Genomic DNA, 15079 nt, shown 5'->3' with positions numbered 1-15079 from the left:
GAGTTGTTCAGTATTGTTGTGAAACTGCCAATTTCTGTTGTGAAATGTATCCAGAGGTATGTGAAACAACCTTTTGTCGATGTTTTGTGCATTTCATGGATTTTGGCTACTTCTATAAAACCAAAAAAGGCCTTGCTATTAAACAAGACCCTTTTACGAGAACACTATATGAAAATGAAAAAATTACTTTCTAATTAATTACACTGCTAAAGTATGCGAGGAATTCCATTGCTGAAAAACATTGTTGTGAACCCTTAAAAAGTTGTGGTCATTGGCACTGAAAAGATTGTGGCATAAAAAAAGTGCCCCTAAGGGCACTCTTTATATTCTTGTTTTCCTCTTGAAATCAACTGTTCATCGAGGAAAGGATAAATTCCTTGAAATCCTTGGAAATTGGAATCAAGTTATTATTGATCATAATATCTTTTGAGTTGATGGCATCGATGTGATCCACATTCACGATATAGGATTTGTGTGCCCTATAAAACTTGTTTTTGGGTAATTTCTCCAAATAATCCTTGAGCGGGGAACGAACCAAAAACTTTTTGTCTGCCGTGTTCACTTCCAAATAAACATTATCTGCTTTGATAAACTGGATATCCGTAAACTGAATTCTGTAGTACAGGTGTTGTTTTTTTACGAAGATGGAATCCTTTAAAACAGAATTGGAAGTAAAGCTTTCACCTTCTTCTCCCTCAGCATCCCTAATTTCACCTTTCTTGTTATAGTTGAAATTGGAAAGTGCAATTTCTATGGAGGTGTACAAATCCTGTTGTTCAAATGGTTTTACCAAATAGCCATCAGGTTTTACGGTTTTGGCATTCTCAACCGTTGCCCTGTCCGAGTTGGAGGTCACAAAGATGAAAGGAATATTGTACGATTCCCTAATGTGCTTTCCAAGATCGATGCCTGTTTTATCGGAAGCCAGAATAATGTCGATCAAGACCAAGTCCACATGATTGTTTTTCAATACCTCCACAGCCTGCTCATAAACAATGACATTGTCCACGATCTCATAGCCGATTTCTTCCAGCATGGACTGCATGTCATCAGCGATAATGACATTGTCCTCAACAATTAATATTTTAATCGGATGTTCCAAGTTCCTTAAAGTTTATTTGGTTGTATCTCAAAATTACAAAAAATTATTGATAGCAATATAGAACAATATCGCCAGTGCAAAGGTACTGAGAGCCAATTTTTTAAGTTCCCCATCAAGTTCGCCTGGTTCATCGGTTTTAAAAACGGTTGCCAAATGGATCAAAATAGGCACAAAGGCCACCATAAAATAGGAGTTCCAAAGGTTGATGCTTTCCATCCAGATATAACCGAGAAAACACAAAAAAGCGATGAAAATCAACATAAAATGATAGCGTTTTCCGTTCGCAAACCCCATTTTAACCACCAAAGTGTTCTTTCCGTGCTTTTTGTCCGATACCACATCCCTAAGATTGTTCAGGTTGAGTACCCCCACACACAACAGCCCAATGGCCACGGCCGGCAGAACCGAGACCCAATCCAAAGCCTTGGTATATAAAAACATGCTGCCCAAAACCCCTAAAAGTCCAAAAAAAAGAAAAACGAACACATCACCCAAACCTATATACCCATATGCATTGGAACCTATGGTGTATTTAAGGGCCGCCCAGATGCTCAAGGTCCCCAAAAAGAAAAAGAGGAGCACGTAGATCAAATCCTCAGTGCCAAAAGCCCTATAGATCAGAGCCATGGCCAACACCATGGTAACGATAATTGAAACAATGATCCCTTTTTTCAGAACGGGTCTTGAAAGCAATCCACTTTGCAGTGCCCTGGCGGGGCCAATCCGATCTTCATTGTCGGTGCCCTTTACCCCATCGCCATAATCATTGGCAAAGTTGGAGGTAACCTGAAAACCAATAGTGGTCAACAGGGCCAACACAAAAATGCCCAGCTCAAAAAACCCTTTTTTTTGGGCCAAGGCTGTACCGACAATAATTCCCGATAAAGAAAGAGGAAGGGTCCGCAGTCTAGCGGCCTGTATCCAGGCCTTTACATTTGCCAAGATTAATAAGGGTCTTCTATTTGTATCCGTTTGCCATCTTTGTAAGAAGCCACAAAGGCATCCTTAAAGCCCATCTGAACCAATTGTTTCCTGAACGATTGGGCCTCGTCCAAAGTTTCAAAATTACCAAGTGAATAGGCGTAGAAAGGATTTGTCTTTACAAAAAGAGTATTGGTCAATGCTTCAGAAGCTAAAGTGACATTGTTGTCCACAAAGGATTTTACCTGTACGGAATATATTTTTTCCTTGTCCAAAAATGCCTTGGCCAAATAGAACTCCCGAACCAAACTAAGCTCTTCATTTTGCGCTTTCAGATTGTCTATGCGTGTTTTTACAGCATCCAAACTATCTATGGAAACCAAAAGGTGGTTGTTCTGATTTTCAAATGAATTTTTACTGCTCAATCCCGCAGTGAACGAAGTGATGGCCAAAACCCCAATGACAAACAAACCGGTAATGCCCAGTAAAATATTGCGTTGTAGCTTTATCTTTCGGAGGTCCTTGTTTTTATACTTGATTTGGTCCAAAAGTCTTTCGTTGATAATCTGGGCCTTATCTATATCCTTATGAAGGTCCAACAGGTCACTTTCTTCAATAAAAGGCATATGTTAAGTGGTTTTGGTTCGGTACTATGCTAAAGACATAGCTTCCAGTAAGTTAATACATAAATACAAATGTAAAATTTTTACGTAAAGAAAAAAACTTAGCGGTGTGAATTTATCGCTACAGGGGTTTTATTGAGAACTTACTGATTCCTAGCTCTTCAAACCAAATAAATGCCATCATCCTTAATATTTATTTTCCGCTGTCGGTACAATATCCCCACTCCTTTTTTAAAAGCCTTTTTGCTCAAATGGAGCGCATTTTGAATCTCTTCCGGGGAAGACTTGTCGTGAAGGGGCAAAAAGCCATTGTTCTCGTGCAGTTTATCGAATATCATTTTGGCGGTTGGCTCCAACATTTGCGCCCCGATGGGCTGCGGGGAAACGTCTATTTTTTTATCGTCCCTTACATTTTTGATATACCCCTTAAATCCACTGCCCACTGAAACAGGCTTGAACAAGTCACTATCAAAAATGAGTCCTTTGTGTTTTTGGTCCACGATCACCTCCCATCCCAAGGGTGTTTTTCGGGTCACCAGAACGTCCACCTCGTCATTCACTTCATAGGCCGTATTCTCATTGGACAAAAACTTGTTTATCTTACTTGAACCCACCAACCGGAAGGACTCTTCATCCAGATAGCAGTGTACCACATATTTCTTGCCTTCCTCCATCCGTTCAGTCTGCTCCCGAAAAGGCACCAAAAGGTGTTTCTCCAGTCCCCAATCCATAAAGGCACCGAAGTCAGTCACCTCAGCCACTTTTAAAAAGGCAAAACCATTGCGCTTAATGTAAGGTTTTAGGGTAGTGGCGATGGGCCGCTCATTATTATCGAGATAACAAAACACCTCCATTTCTGCATCAATCTGAAAATCCTCGGGGACATATTTGTTGGGCAGCAGCACCTCTGTGCCCTCTTCGTCGCCCAAGAAAAGGCCAACACTTGTGCTTCGCAATACTTTTAAGGTGTTATAGTTTCCCAATTCTATCATAGTGCAAAGGTAGACTGAAAATACGGGTATAAAAAAAGCCGCCCAAAAGGACAGCCCTATTTGATTTTTTGACCCCTTTAGTTATAAACGGATTCTTTTCCAAAATACTTGGTCAGCATATAGTAGATCACAGCGCGGTACTTGTTCTTTTCGGAACGTCCATAACCATCAATAACGCTGCCAATGGCTTCCATTAGGGCTGGACTGTCCGCAAGTCCCAATTTTTTGACCAAGAAATTGTTCTTTACGGTTTCCAATTCCTTTTCATCCGATCCAGAAACCCGGGAAGCATCCAAATTGTAAATGGCAGGGCCCAGCCCGATGGCCACCTTGGTCAATAAATCCATGTCTGGTGTCTTCCCAAATTTGCCTTGGATGTCCTCGGCGTACTTCGTGATCAACTCGTCTCTTTTGCTCATGATTGATTGGTGTTTTGTTTGATTTTTACCTTGCTCCTAAGATATGAAATCGAAGTACCCAAGCAAAATTTTATTGTTCATCAAACGGGGGGTGCTAATTTCTAATATTTTGGGCTTAAGCGAAGTAGCGTAAAAACTGTTCAATCCCTCAGCAAGCTCCTGCTCATTTTCTGCCGTGTAATGGTCAAATCCGTACATCTGGGCCAAATGCTCCGCAGTGAAGGAATGTTGGGTCTCAAAAAAGGTGGAAAACTCCTCCGTATCCTCTTTTCCCGGGAGAATCCTAAAAATACCACCACCGGAATTGTTGATGAGAATGATCCTAAAATCAGGGCGAATATGGGCATTCCACAATCCATTGCTGTCGTAAAAGAAGCTCAGGTCGCCTGTGATTAACAAAGTGGGTTCCTCTGCATGAATCGATGCCCCAACAGCCGTTGATGTACTGCCATCAATGCCACTGGTGCCACGGTTACAAAACACTTTTAAGGAAGCATCCATTGGAAACAATTGGGTGTAGCGCACCGTGGAACTATTGGCCAAATGCACCTGATACCCTTCGGGTATATCCTGCATCACTCGGTCAAAAACAGTAAAATCAGAAAATGGAATCTGGTCAAGATAAGCCTCCCTCCTAGCCTCATAGTGTTTCTTGGCTTCTTGCCACTTGGTTTTGTAGTCACTCTTTTTGGTTTCCGCAGGTAAAATCGCTTTGAAGAAATCGTTTGGGTCGACTTTTATGTGTTTTGAGAGACAAAAGAAGGTATCAAACGCTTTTTTGGAATCCACGTGCCAATGTTCCTTAGGTTGATACGCCCGCAAAAACGCCTTGATTTTTTTGGAAACGATCAACCCACCAAACGTGACCAATATATCAGGTTGAAGCGCTTTTAAGAGGGCATCTTTATTCTCCGACTTTTCAATGGGTGCGATGATGCTATCTATGCTCGGGAAAAATTCAGGATGGTGCATGTTGGAGGTGGTCTCCGTAAACACCAAAGTATTTTCGTCTTGGGCCAAGGCATCCAGCACTTCTTTTTCCATTGCGTTCGGCTGATTGACCCCTACCAATATCATTTTCCGACCACTTTCCTTCCAAATGGAGGCATATGCTGCCCAATCTTCTTGACTTGAATCGATAGGAATATCCATCTTCTTTTCAGAAATCAGCAGGCTTGGCTTTTCCACAACACCGTACAAAGGTTCTTCAAACGGAATGTTGATGTGTACCGGAGTTTTTTTCCACCGTGCTATTTGCAAGGCATTCACAAGCGTCCTTTCGTTGTACTCCTGAACCGATTGTTGGGTTTGCCTTAAAAGATCTCCCCCCCATTTTGAAACAGATTCAGAGGCATGGGAAAGATCCTGTTTTAAATTGGCGGAGTAGCCGATGTGCTTTTCCAGCACATTTTCCTGTCGAATGGTCTGTCCATCACCAATATCAATCCGATAACTGGGTCTATCCGCAGAAACCACGATCAAAGGGATATCGCTATAAAATGCTTCGGCCACTGCCGGGTAATAATTCAAAAGCGCACTTCCCGAGGTACAAACTACAGCTACGGGCTCTTGTAACCGCTGGGCCATTCCCATGGCAAAAAAGGCAGCGCAACGCTCATCAACAATACTGTAACAGGTAAAAAATGGATTTTTGGAAAATCCGATGGTCAAGGGAGCATTCCTAGAGCCCGGGGAAATCACAATATGTTTGACTCCTCTGGACTTAAAGTACAGTACCAATGTCTGCGCCGAGGGAATATCTGAGTACATCATGGACCACAAAAATACATCCCTAAACCGTATTCCCCTAAATTAAGGAGCATCAAATTACAGGATGTTAATCATGGTCTTGCTTTTGTTCTGGGTCTCAACCCATTCGCCTTCTGGATGGGAGGCCGAAGTGATTCCGCCACCGACAAAAATAGTGGCCTTGTTTCCCTGCAATTCCATACACCGCAGGTTGACAAAAAGTGAGGTTTCACTTTTGTTGTTCAGGTTCAATTCACCTAAAAAACCTGTGTAAAAATTGCGCTGATAATTTTCATGCTTCAAAATGAAGGCTTTGGCCGCTTGGGCCGGTATTCCACAGACTGCAGGGGTGGGGTGCAATGCGGTAATAACTTTTCTGATGTCATTTCCCGGGGATAAAGTTCCTTTTACCTCAGAGCGCAAATGCCACAGATTGCCAGCCCTGATGGATTCCGCTTTTCCGATATGAAGTTCCTCCATGGCTTGTCCCAATCGTTCCCGGATGTAATCCGAGACCATTTGCTGTTCCTCAACTTCCTTTGTGCCCCATTGCGGTGCTTTATCTCCATCAAAAGGTAAAGTGGCCGCCAAGGACATCGTATGCAATTTGCTGTCTTTGATTTTCACCAAGGTTTCGGGAGTGGCGCCGCACCATGTACCCACTTTGGGATGATGGAACAGATAGCAAAAGGCGTTGGGATAATTGTCCAAAAGATTTTGAAGGATTTGAACCGGTTTTGTAGTGGTTTCAACCTCCATTTTCCTGGACAGTACCACTTTTTGGAGTTTGCCGGTCTGTATTTCAGAAATCCCCTTTTTGACTAAATTGATATGGGCTTCCTTTCCGTTATCTGAAAAGTCAACAGCACTTTTTTTAGCCTTGATCTTGATTTTGACCACTGTTGAAAGTACTTCATCGGGGTGGATCAAAATGGCATTGTCCTGAAGGTCAAACGGGGCAAAAACAAAACCTTTTTCTTCAAAATTGGTAGTTTGGTACAATGTATCATCAGCCTGAAAAACAGCGGTCACTCTCTCTTCCCGAGGTTTTCGGTAGGCAGCAAAGGGCAGGCCTTTTTTAAGACATGCATCGATTTTCTGAAGAATGGCTTGGAAGTCCCTATTTTCTGGGTAAGGCAATGGTGGTCAGTTTACAATTGGAAATCAGTTTGCCATCCTCATCAGTAATCTTTATCTCCCAAAGTTGGGTGGTTCGGCCTTTGTGCAAGATGGATGCGCGAGCGTATACAAAGCCCTCCGCAATTGATCTTACGTGGTTAGCGGAAATTTCAATGCCACGCACAAAAAATTGCTTTGCATCCAAAAAAATATAGGAAGCCGCGCTGCCCACACTTTCAGCCAAGGCCACCGTGGCACCCCCATGTAGCACGCCATCGGGTTGATGCACCTTGGGGGTTACAGGCATACGGGCCAATAAAAAATTCTCGCCCACATCTATATAGGTAATGTCCAAGGTTTCCATCAATGTCCCTTTGCAAATTTCGTTACAAACGGAGAGAATCTTCTCTTTATGCGCTTCCATCCTTCTATTTTTTGTAAAATTACACAAAGCTAAAGCAATCGAACAACTTAGAAACGACTTTATGGGTCCAAGTGAAAAGACCGTAACCTACACCGCCCAGAACACCTATCTAACCCAAAATCCCATCAACCCGAAAACCAAGAATGTATGGTTGGTGTTTCATGGCATTGGGTATTTGAGCCGCTATTTTGTAAAATATTTTGATGGTCTTAATCCTGACGAGAACCACATTATTGTGCCCCAGGCGCCCTCAAAATATTATTTGAAAGATGAGTACAAATATGTTGGTGCCAGTTGGCTGACCAAGGAAAATACTCCCATGGAAATTGACAATGTGCTCAATTATGTGGATGCGGTTTTTGATGCGGAACAAATCCCTTCAGATTTGAACCTCATCCTCTTTGGTTTTTCCCAAGGCGTTTCCATTGCGACCCGTTGGCTGGTCCATAGAAAAATTGAAGTCAGGGCATTGATTCTCTATGCAGGAGGGATTCCCAATGAATTAAAAAGGGAAGATTTTGATTTTCTGGATTTGGAAGCCACGACCATAAAAATTATGTATGGAGATACCGATGAATATCTCACTCCAGAACGAGTAAAATCCGAAAAAGTGAAAATTGACAGCTTATTTCAAGGGAGAGCAGAAATCACAACTTTTGAAGGCGGACACGAAGTGAAACCTGGGATTATTCAGGGTTTGTTATAAGCTACATGCATTATCCCTCATTGGATTCTGTTGTAGGCTCTTCTTTTGGGTAATACTTGATTACCCGGGTGGTGTAGGTGTTGCCGGGCGTGATGATTTTCTTGACCCAGTTCTTTTCTTCATTGCTATCAAACTGGAAAATATAGGATTCCACGGACTCCGTATTCACGGTTTTAGTGACTACTTTGTCCAGAACACCATTGGCATAATGGTAAAATAATTTCTTTTGGGAAACAAATTCCTTCCCTTCAAAATCATATTGAAAAAACTCACTGGTCACCAAATTACCTTCTGAATTAAAAACCTCCTCAGTGGCCCGGTTGGGTTCCCCATCAAGATATTCCTTGGTCAGAACCACCTTTTGTGTACCCTTGGGGCCCTTGCGTTCTGAATTTCGTATGGTCTTTTCAAGAATACCATTGGTGAAAATACTGGTAGTAAGCTCATTTTTATAGGGTGTGTATTCAAAAGTGGTCTCATCCACCCCATCTGAATTAGAGGTGGTTATCTTTGTCAACCTACCTTCTTCATCATACAAATATTCCTGTTGTTCCAGAAATTCCTTGTCGTAGGAAATGATCTTTTCCAAGACTTTTCTTTGGGGGACGGTATCGATCTCATAAAAATTGGCCATGGAGGTCGATGCGTCCAGCACATTGTTCTTATAACTCTCCATCCGCCTTTCCACGAGCTCACCGTTGTTGTATTTGTAATAGGTGATATCTTGATCGGTATCGTTGTATTGGGTCACCGTTTTGGTCAATATCCCTTCCTTGTTGAACTCAAAGGATTCCCTTCCATAATCGGTGATGACCAAACAGGACTTCACCCTGCCATTAAGGTCAAAATCCTGAACCGTGAATATTTGTATTTCTTGGGAACGTAGTCCAGGGGCAAGGAAAAAAACAAGAAAGAAAAGCGTAGCGTAGTTCTTTTTCATGCTGTAAAATTACTTCGAATTAAGCCAATTAAAAAATTAATAGCATACACTATGCCGAAATTAACCTAAAGAAAACAAGGGCATTAGAACTTCCGGTCTGGGCTGAACGGGGATAAATCCATCCCTGTTTTTTTACCAGAGATCAGTTCGGTGATCATTTTTCCTGTTCCAGGGCCCAAACTCCAGCCCATCATGGCATGTCCGGTGGCGATGGTCAAATTTTTATATCCTCTGGGTCTTCCAATATAAGGCAACCCATCTGGCGTAACGGGGCGTAGCCCACATTGTGCATTGCTTTTGTCCTCCTCCGAAATCGTAAGCCCCTTATAATAGTGTTCTGCACCTTTGGCAATGGCCTCCACCCTTTCTTTGCGAATGGTATTGTTGATTCCGGAAAATTCCATGGTTCCGGCAAAACGGGTAAAGCCCTGCATGGGCGTAACGGCCATTTTGGCCTCCATGAGAATGGCCGGCATGGATATTTTTGTGGGCGATTCCACATTGATTCGGTAGCCCTTTCCTGCTTGCAGCGGCAAATCGATGTTGATTTTCTTTGAAAGATGTGATGTCCACGACCCCGCAGCAAAAACCACTTCATCAGCTTGATAACTGGCTTTGTTGGTCCGTATTTCCGATACCACACCATCTTTTACCTCCATATCCAAAACCTCTTCTCCCTTATGGATGCTCACCCCACTATTGGAAAGGTGTTCCAAAAGCCCCATCATGATTTGCGGAGGGGTGGTATGCCGATCACATTCGTAATGAATGGCGCCCATGGCATTGAGTTCAATATTGGGCTCTATTTTTTTCAACCCATCAGCTTCCAAATGGCTGGCCTCCAATCCCATTTCTTGGGCTTTTTTCATTACCTCAAGCTCATGATCTCTGGCTTTTTCGGTTTGATAGAGCATAAGCAATCCTTTGTTCCCAATATGAAAATCGCCGAGATCACCGGAAGCCTGCATCTCTTCATAGAGTTTTCGGCTCAACAAATTAATATCCTTTATGATGGGCATTGCGCGCTCCACTTTGGCCTTTGTAGATGACTTTTTAAAGTACCAGGCCCATTTTATAAAGTCAATATCCAATCTGGGTTTCATATAGAACGGACTGGAGGAATTGAACATGTACTTGATTCCCTTTGAGATCATTCCCGGGGAAGCCAAGGGTACAATATGGCTTGGTGTTAGGTAGCCTGCATTGACAAAGGAAGCTCCCGAAGAAATATCGGACTTGTCTAAAACCGTTACCTGATGGCCCTCTTTCTGTAAAAAATAAGCTGTTGAAAGTCCTACAATCCCACCGCCAATAATGACCACATTTTTATTTTTGCCCATATCCTATCACTTAAAAACCATGTGTGAAAACCTCATGGATCATAACCATGAATTTCTGCACAAATTTAGAATGTAAATAATTTCTAAGGATAGAAGTTTGCCCTAATTTTTAATGATTTTGGGCGGTCATAATCTTAGCGTGTTCAAACATTGGCCTTGGCACGTACCAAATCAGGAATATCCGGTCTGGTTCGCATTCCTTCCTCAATGATGGCCTCAACCCGTTCCCTTTCCTTGCCCTGCAGGGGCATTCTGGGCAAACGAACGTACTCTGTGCCCATTCCGGTGGCTACTTCGGCTAATTTTATGTTCTGTACCAATTGTGGGCTAATGTCCAATTCCAACAACGGCATAAACCATCTATAAATGGCCGTGGCCTCTTTAATCCTGCCGGCTTTCACCAATTCATAAATGGCCACGGTTTCCCTTGGAAAAGCGCATACCAGACCGGCCACCCATCCATCGGCCCCCATCAACATACTTTCCATGGCCAAAGTGTCCACTCCGCATAAAATTTTCAACCGATCACCAAACCTGTTCCGCATTCGGGTAACATTGGTAATGTCGCGAGCGGAATCCTTTACAGCCTGAATAGTATCGTACTGTACCAATTCCTCAAACATATCCAGGGTGACCTCGATTTTATAATCCACCGGATTGTTGTAGATCATCATGGGCAATGAGGTATTTTGGGCCACCGCCTTGAAATAGGCCACGGTCTCATAATCGGTTGACTTATACCGCATGGGAGGCAGAACCATAATTCCCTTAGCACCGTATTTTTCGGCCTGTTCCGCAGCTATTATGGCATCTTTGGTGGTCTGTTCAGCAATGTTGATCACCACAGGAACTTTATCTTCCACGAGATCCACGGTATGTTGCACTAAAATTCGCTTTTCGTCTTGGGTAAGCGTGCTTGCTTCTCCCAAGGTTCCGCCCAATATGATGGCATGTACCCCAGCATCAACCTGGGCATTGATGTTCGTGGAGAACATATCAAGATCCAATTGGTCGTCCTTTGTAAATTTTGTCGTTACCGCCGGCATTACCCCGACCCAATTCATTTTCATGGAAAAAAATTTAGACATACGTGTTCAATATACACAAAGACATGAAAAGTCAATCAGATTTTTATCAATCTTTTGAGTACTTTTGGGGAATTTTGAAAAAATATTCCGCTATGAACAAATTTGCACTGATTGCTTTGGGTTTTCTGTTTGCCTGTAACTCTTCCCAAAGAACCGTACAGGAAACCGCAAAGTCCATATCAGTAGCAGACCCCGTCATCTATGCCCAAACCATCACCCAAGACGAATTAAAAGATCATTTATACACCTATGCCTCTGATGAATTTGAAGGCCGTGAAACGGGAGAACCGGGGCAAAAAAAGGCTGTGGAATACCTAAGAGATCAATATAGGGCCTTGGGGATTCCTGCTGCAAAACAGGATGGTGACTATTTCCAGAAAGTTCCCTTGGAAGTGGCAAAGGTTCCCGAAGGGAATATCAATATCAACAACAACACTTTTGAGCTTGGGGAAGATATCTTAGCATTTACAGTGGCCCAAGGTGATTTCAATCAAGTGGTGTATGTGGGCTATGGCATAGAAGAGGATGCTTATTCGGATTATGGGGGCTTGGACGTGAATGGAAAAGTGGTCCTCATCAAATCTGGTGAACCCATGAATACAAATGGCAATTATATCCTTTCAGGGACTACCAAAAAATCGGTATGGAGCAATATGTCCGAAGCCATGGAAAGAAAAGCCACTTTAGCCATGGAAAAAGGGGCCAAAGGAATTTTGTACTGGGATTCCCAAAATTTTCCACGGTACAAAGGGTATTTTGAATTCATGAAGGCCAACAATAGCGGAAAAATGGAGTTGGCCGAAACAAACACCGACAATTTTATTGTAATCCTTAACGAAACAGCTGCAAAAGCCTTCAAAGGAGATATTGAAAACGACCATTCGCCAAAAACCATTTCGGTGGACCTGAAGCTGAACATTGCCAGTGGAAATGACAAGATAGACTCGGAAAATGTGGTCGCCTTTATAAAAGGAACCGAAAAACCGGACGAATATCTGATCATTTCTTCCCATTTGGACCATATTGGGGTAAGTGCCAATGGAGAAATCAACAACGGTGCTGATGATGATGGTTCTGGGACCGTGGCCATGCTTGAGATTGCAGAGGCCTTCAAGAAAGCAGTCGATGCCGGTGATGGCCCTAAACGTTCCGTGGTGTTTTTGCATGTAACTGGAGAAGAAAAGGGACTCTTGGGATCAAGATATTATACCGATGTGGACCCGATTTTCCCTTTATCGCAAACCGTTGCAGACCTAAATATTGATATGATCGGACGCATTGATCCCCAACGGAACGGAGGCCGAAACTATGTTTACCTTATTGGTTCTGATAAATTGAGTACGGAGCTTCATAAGCTATCGGAGGAAATCAATGCCAAATATGCCAACTTGGAGTTGGACTATACCTATAATGATGAAAACGACCCCAATCGGTTTTATTACCGTAGCGATCACTACAATTTTGCCAAGAACAATATTCCCATCATCTTTTATTTTAACGGGACCCATGCAGATTATCACCGCCCCGGCGATACCCCGGATAAAATAAACTATGATCTATTGGAAAACCGCACACGTTTGATTTTCCATACGGCCTGGGAAGTGGCCAACAGGGCCAACAAGGTTTTGGTGGATAAAGTTGCGGATTGAATTCTATTTATGCCAAAACAATAATTAAAGCTCATTTGTCAGGTTGAGCGCAGTCGAAACCTTTTGATCATAAAAAACCTTTTAAATTCTCGCCTGCCTGACCGTTTAGCAGGCGGGAGTTCGAATAGACAGTTGGCATTTTTTCCTCTTTGCTTCAAAAACTGTAGCTGTGTCCAAAGGTAATGGTAAGTTCATTTCTGTTTTCTGTTGAAAGGCTTTTGAACAATTGAATTACATTCAAGTGGAAGTTGTGCTTCTCTTTAAGTACATAGGATATATTGGCCCTTAGATTTGTAACTTTTGTATTTGTGGTATTTGAATTACTTGTATTATGGGAAACACCAAAATTGGTGTTCAACGTATTCTCCAAAAACCTGTTGTTGACATTCAATGTAGGACCCCATGTGGAAGCGTTTTCTGTACCCACGGTATTGAGCGTGCCATTTAGGGCCGCAGTAACATTCATACCTTTATTGGGAAATCCCAAAGTGTAGGCAACATTGCCATTATGAAACGTGGAAGCGTTCCCTATCCGAACCACACCATCCTCTGAATTGGAAACATCGGCCAGCCCCCCGTGATCGAGGCCCAGAGCTTTGAGGCGGCGGAGGACATTGCCGACACCGATGTGATCGGCACCGTTGCGGCCACCGACCCGGAACAGGATGCCCTTACCTTTTCCATAAGCACGAACGACAACGATATTTTTGAGATCGACGCATCCTCGGGCGAGCTGAGCCTTGCTGAGGGCAAGACCCTGGACTTTGAGACCGCCGAGAGCCATGCCATAACGGTGGGAGTAACAGACGGGAACGGTAGTGCCACGGCCACAATCACCATAAATGTAACGGAAGTCGTCGCACAGAACCAGGCTCCCGTGATCGAGCCCCAGGGCTTTGAAGCGGCGGAGAACATTGCCGACACCGATGTCATCGGTACCGTTTTGGCCACCGATGCCGAGGACGATGCCCTTACCTTCTCCATAAGTGTGAACGACAACGACCTATTTGAGATCGACCCCTCCTCGGGCGAACTGAGCCTGGCCTCCGGCAGGTCCTTGGACTTTGGGACCGCAGAGGAGCACACTATTACCGTTGAGGTGACCGATGGTGTAAACGACCCAGTCCCCGCAGAAATTACCATTACCGTGACCGCTGTCTACGATACCCTGGCCGAGAATCCCGCCTCCTTTGTCACCACATGGGTAACCACGGCCAACAATGAGATCATTGTGATTGGGGTGGATGAATCCCTTACCTACGACTATACCATAGACTGGGGCGATGGTACGGTGGAGGACATCACCAATACCGATTTCATTGATAGCACAGTTCAGCATGAGTATGCCGGGCCGGGCACCCATACCGTGGCCATAAAGGGTACTTTCCCGGCAATAATGATGGGGAGTACTCAAGTTGCTGATGCGCTTAAATTGGCAAGCATAGAACAATGGGGCACCAACCCGTGGGTCACCACGTATGAAGCCTTCAGATTTTGTGGGAACATGGTGTACAACGCCACGGACGTGCCGGATCTCTCGCAAGTGACCGATATGAGTCATATGTTCGGTGGTGCCGATACCTTCAATGGGGACCTTAGTGACTGGGATGTAAGCAATGTCACCGATATGAATTATATGTTTTTCAGTGCTGACAGCTTCAACGGGGACCTCAGTGGCTGGGATGTGAGCAGTGTCACCGATATGAGCTATATGTTTACTTATAACATTGCTTTCAACGGGAACATCAGCGACTGGGATGTGAGCAATGTCACCAATATGAGTTATATGTTCGCTGATGCCGCTGCCTTTAACAGAGACCTTGGGGCATGGAACATCGGTAGTGTCACTTATATGACAGATATGTTGAGTTATTCAGGGCTTAGCCCCAACAACTATGGCGCCACATTACAAGGCTGGGCAACCCAAGTGCAGAACAATAATGGGCCGTCCAATATTATGTTGGGCGCTGAATCGGTCAATTATTGCAATACACAGCTAACGCAGAA

15 protein-coding genes are annotated in these 15079 nt (G+C 43.6%); 3 read left to right on the top strand and 12 right to left on the bottom strand.

Annotated features, from left to right (window positions below):
- Nucleotides 1-346: 346 nt before the first annotated feature.
- From A7D14_RS00075 to A7D14_RS00040, 8 genes are all read right to left on the bottom strand, one after another.
- Nucleotides 347-1102, bottom strand: coding sequence for a LytR/AlgR family response regulator transcription factor (locus tag A7D14_RS00075; protein WP_067028600.1), 756 nt, complete (start codon nt 1100-1102; stop codon nt 347-349).
- A 33-nt stretch (nt 1103-1135) separates the two neighbouring features.
- Nucleotides 1136-2044: a 1,4-dihydroxy-2-naphthoate octaprenyltransferase gene (menA, locus tag A7D14_RS00070; protein ID WP_067028597.1), complete on the bottom strand. Its 909-nt coding sequence runs from the start codon at nt 2042-2044 to the stop codon at nt 1136-1138.
- A 2-nt stretch (nt 2045-2046) separates the two neighbouring features.
- Nucleotides 2047-2649 carry an SPOR domain-containing protein gene (locus A7D14_RS00065; protein WP_067028594.1) on the bottom strand — a complete coding sequence of 201 codons (603 nt, stop codon included), beginning with the start codon at nt 2647-2649 and terminating at the stop codon, nt 2047-2049.
- A 158-nt stretch (nt 2650-2807) separates the two neighbouring features.
- Nucleotides 2808-3638 (bottom strand): S1 RNA-binding domain-containing protein, encoded by an 831-nt coding sequence (locus A7D14_RS00060; RefSeq protein WP_067028591.1) that lies wholly within the window; start codon nt 3636-3638, stop codon nt 2808-2810.
- Between the two features lie 77 nt (nt 3639-3715).
- A complete protein-coding gene (locus A7D14_RS00055; protein WP_067028588.1) occupies nt 3716-4057 on the bottom strand; it encodes a DUF2853 family protein in 342 nt (113 codons plus the stop codon).
- Nucleotides 4058-4093: 36 nt separating this feature from the next.
- Nucleotides 4094-5830, bottom strand: a complete 1737-nt coding sequence (gene menD, locus A7D14_RS00050) for a 2-succinyl-5-enolpyruvyl-6-hydroxy-3-cyclohexene-1-carboxylic-acid synthase (protein WP_067028585.1) — start codon at nt 5828-5830, stop codon at nt 4094-4096.
- A 54-nt stretch (nt 5831-5884) separates the two neighbouring features.
- Complete coding sequence (locus A7D14_RS00045) at nt 5885-6946, bottom strand: chorismate-binding protein (protein ID WP_255307354.1); 1062 nt, start codon at nt 6944-6946, stop codon at nt 5885-5887.
- Entirely contained in the window at nt 6927-7349 is a 423-nt protein-coding gene (locus A7D14_RS00040; RefSeq protein WP_067028581.1) for a PaaI family thioesterase, read from the bottom strand. Before A7D14_RS00040 ends, A7D14_RS00045 begins: the two co-directional genes overlap by 20 nt.
- A gap of 61 nt (nt 7350-7410) precedes the next feature.
- Here A7D14_RS00040 and A7D14_RS00035 point away from each other — a divergent pair, with 61 nt between their 5' ends.
- Entirely contained in the window at nt 7411-8055 is a 645-nt protein-coding gene (locus A7D14_RS00035) for an alpha/beta hydrolase (RefSeq protein ID WP_067028579.1), read from the top strand.
- A 10-nt stretch (nt 8056-8065) separates the two neighbouring features.
- On the opposite strand, the gene A7D14_RS00030 is transcribed toward A7D14_RS00035, so the two are convergent.
- The 3 genes from A7D14_RS00030 to A7D14_RS00020 form a co-directional block, all read right to left on the bottom strand.
- Entirely contained in the window at nt 8066-8995 is a 930-nt protein-coding gene (locus tag A7D14_RS00030) for a hypothetical protein (RefSeq protein WP_067028576.1), read from the bottom strand.
- A gap of 83 nt (nt 8996-9078) precedes the next feature.
- On the bottom strand, nt 9079-10335 hold the full coding sequence (locus tag A7D14_RS00025; protein ID WP_067028573.1) for an NAD(P)/FAD-dependent oxidoreductase: 1257 nt from the start codon (nt 10333-10335) through the stop codon (nt 9079-9081).
- Between the two features lie 143 nt (nt 10336-10478).
- Complete coding sequence (locus A7D14_RS00020) at nt 10479-11405, bottom strand: dihydrodipicolinate synthase family protein (RefSeq protein WP_067028670.1); 927 nt, start codon at nt 11403-11405, stop codon at nt 10479-10481.
- Nucleotides 11406-11515: 110 nt separating this feature from the next.
- Between A7D14_RS00020 and A7D14_RS00015 the strand changes: the two genes are divergently transcribed.
- Complete coding sequence (locus A7D14_RS00015; RefSeq protein WP_067028667.1) at nt 11516-13072, top strand: M28 family peptidase; 1557 nt, start codon at nt 11516-11518, stop codon at nt 13070-13072.
- 154 nt (nt 13073-13226) lie between these two features.
- On the opposite strand, the gene A7D14_RS00010 is transcribed toward A7D14_RS00015, so the two are convergent.
- Nucleotides 13227-13613, bottom strand: coding sequence for a hypothetical protein (locus tag A7D14_RS00010; protein ID WP_141673168.1), 387 nt, complete (start codon nt 13611-13613; stop codon nt 13227-13229).
- Nucleotides 13614-13649: 36 nt separating this feature from the next.
- Between A7D14_RS00010 and A7D14_RS00005 the strand changes: the two genes are divergently transcribed.
- Nucleotides 13650-15079, top strand: a 1430-nt coding sequence (locus A7D14_RS00005) for a BspA family leucine-rich repeat surface protein (protein ID WP_141673167.1), incomplete at its 3' end; no start/stop codon positions are given.

The organism is Allomuricauda sp. CP2A (assembly GCF_001683915.1).
Classification (GTDB): domain Bacteria; phylum Bacteroidota; class Bacteroidia; order Flavobacteriales; family Flavobacteriaceae; genus Flagellimonas.
The sequence above is the reverse complement of the archived record's forward strand: the minus strand, read 5'-3'. Positions and strand labels throughout refer to the sequence as shown.

Excerpts from the sequence above, each read along its gene's own strand:
- A7D14_RS00025 (WP_067028573.1), bottom strand. The coding sequence starts at position 10,335 with ATGGGCAAAAATAAAAATGTGGTCATTATTGGCGGTGGGATTGTAGGA.
- A7D14_RS00065 (WP_067028594.1), bottom strand. The coding sequence starts at position 2,649 with ATGCCTTTTATTGAAGAAAGTGACCTGTTGGACCTTCATAAGGATATA.
- A7D14_RS00020 (WP_067028670.1), bottom strand. The coding sequence starts at position 11,405 with ATGAAAATGAATTGGGTCGGGGTAATGCCGGCGGTAACGACAAAATTT.
- A7D14_RS00015 (WP_067028667.1), top strand. The coding sequence starts at position 11,516 with ATGAACAAATTTGCACTGATTGCTTTGGGTTTTCTGTTTGCCTGTAAC.
- A7D14_RS00040 (WP_067028581.1), bottom strand. The coding sequence starts at position 7,349 with ATGGAAGCGCATAAAGAGAAGATTCTCTCCGTTTGTAACGAAATTTGC.
- A7D14_RS00030 (WP_067028576.1), bottom strand. The coding sequence starts at position 8,995 with ATGAAAAAGAACTACGCTACGCTTTTCTTTCTTGTTTTTTTCCTTGCC.
- menD (WP_067028585.1), bottom strand. The coding sequence starts at position 5,830 with ATGATGTACTCAGATATTCCCTCGGCGCAGACATTGGTACTGTACTTT.
- A7D14_RS00035 (WP_067028579.1), top strand. The coding sequence starts at position 7,411 with ATGGGTCCAAGTGAAAAGACCGTAACCTACACCGCCCAGAACACCTAT.
- A7D14_RS00060 (WP_067028591.1), bottom strand. The coding sequence starts at position 3,638 with ATGATAGAATTGGGAAACTATAACACCTTAAAAGTATTGCGAAGCACA.
- A7D14_RS00055 (WP_067028588.1), bottom strand. The coding sequence starts at position 4,057 with ATGAGCAAAAGAGACGAGTTGATCACGAAGTACGCCGAGGACATCCAA.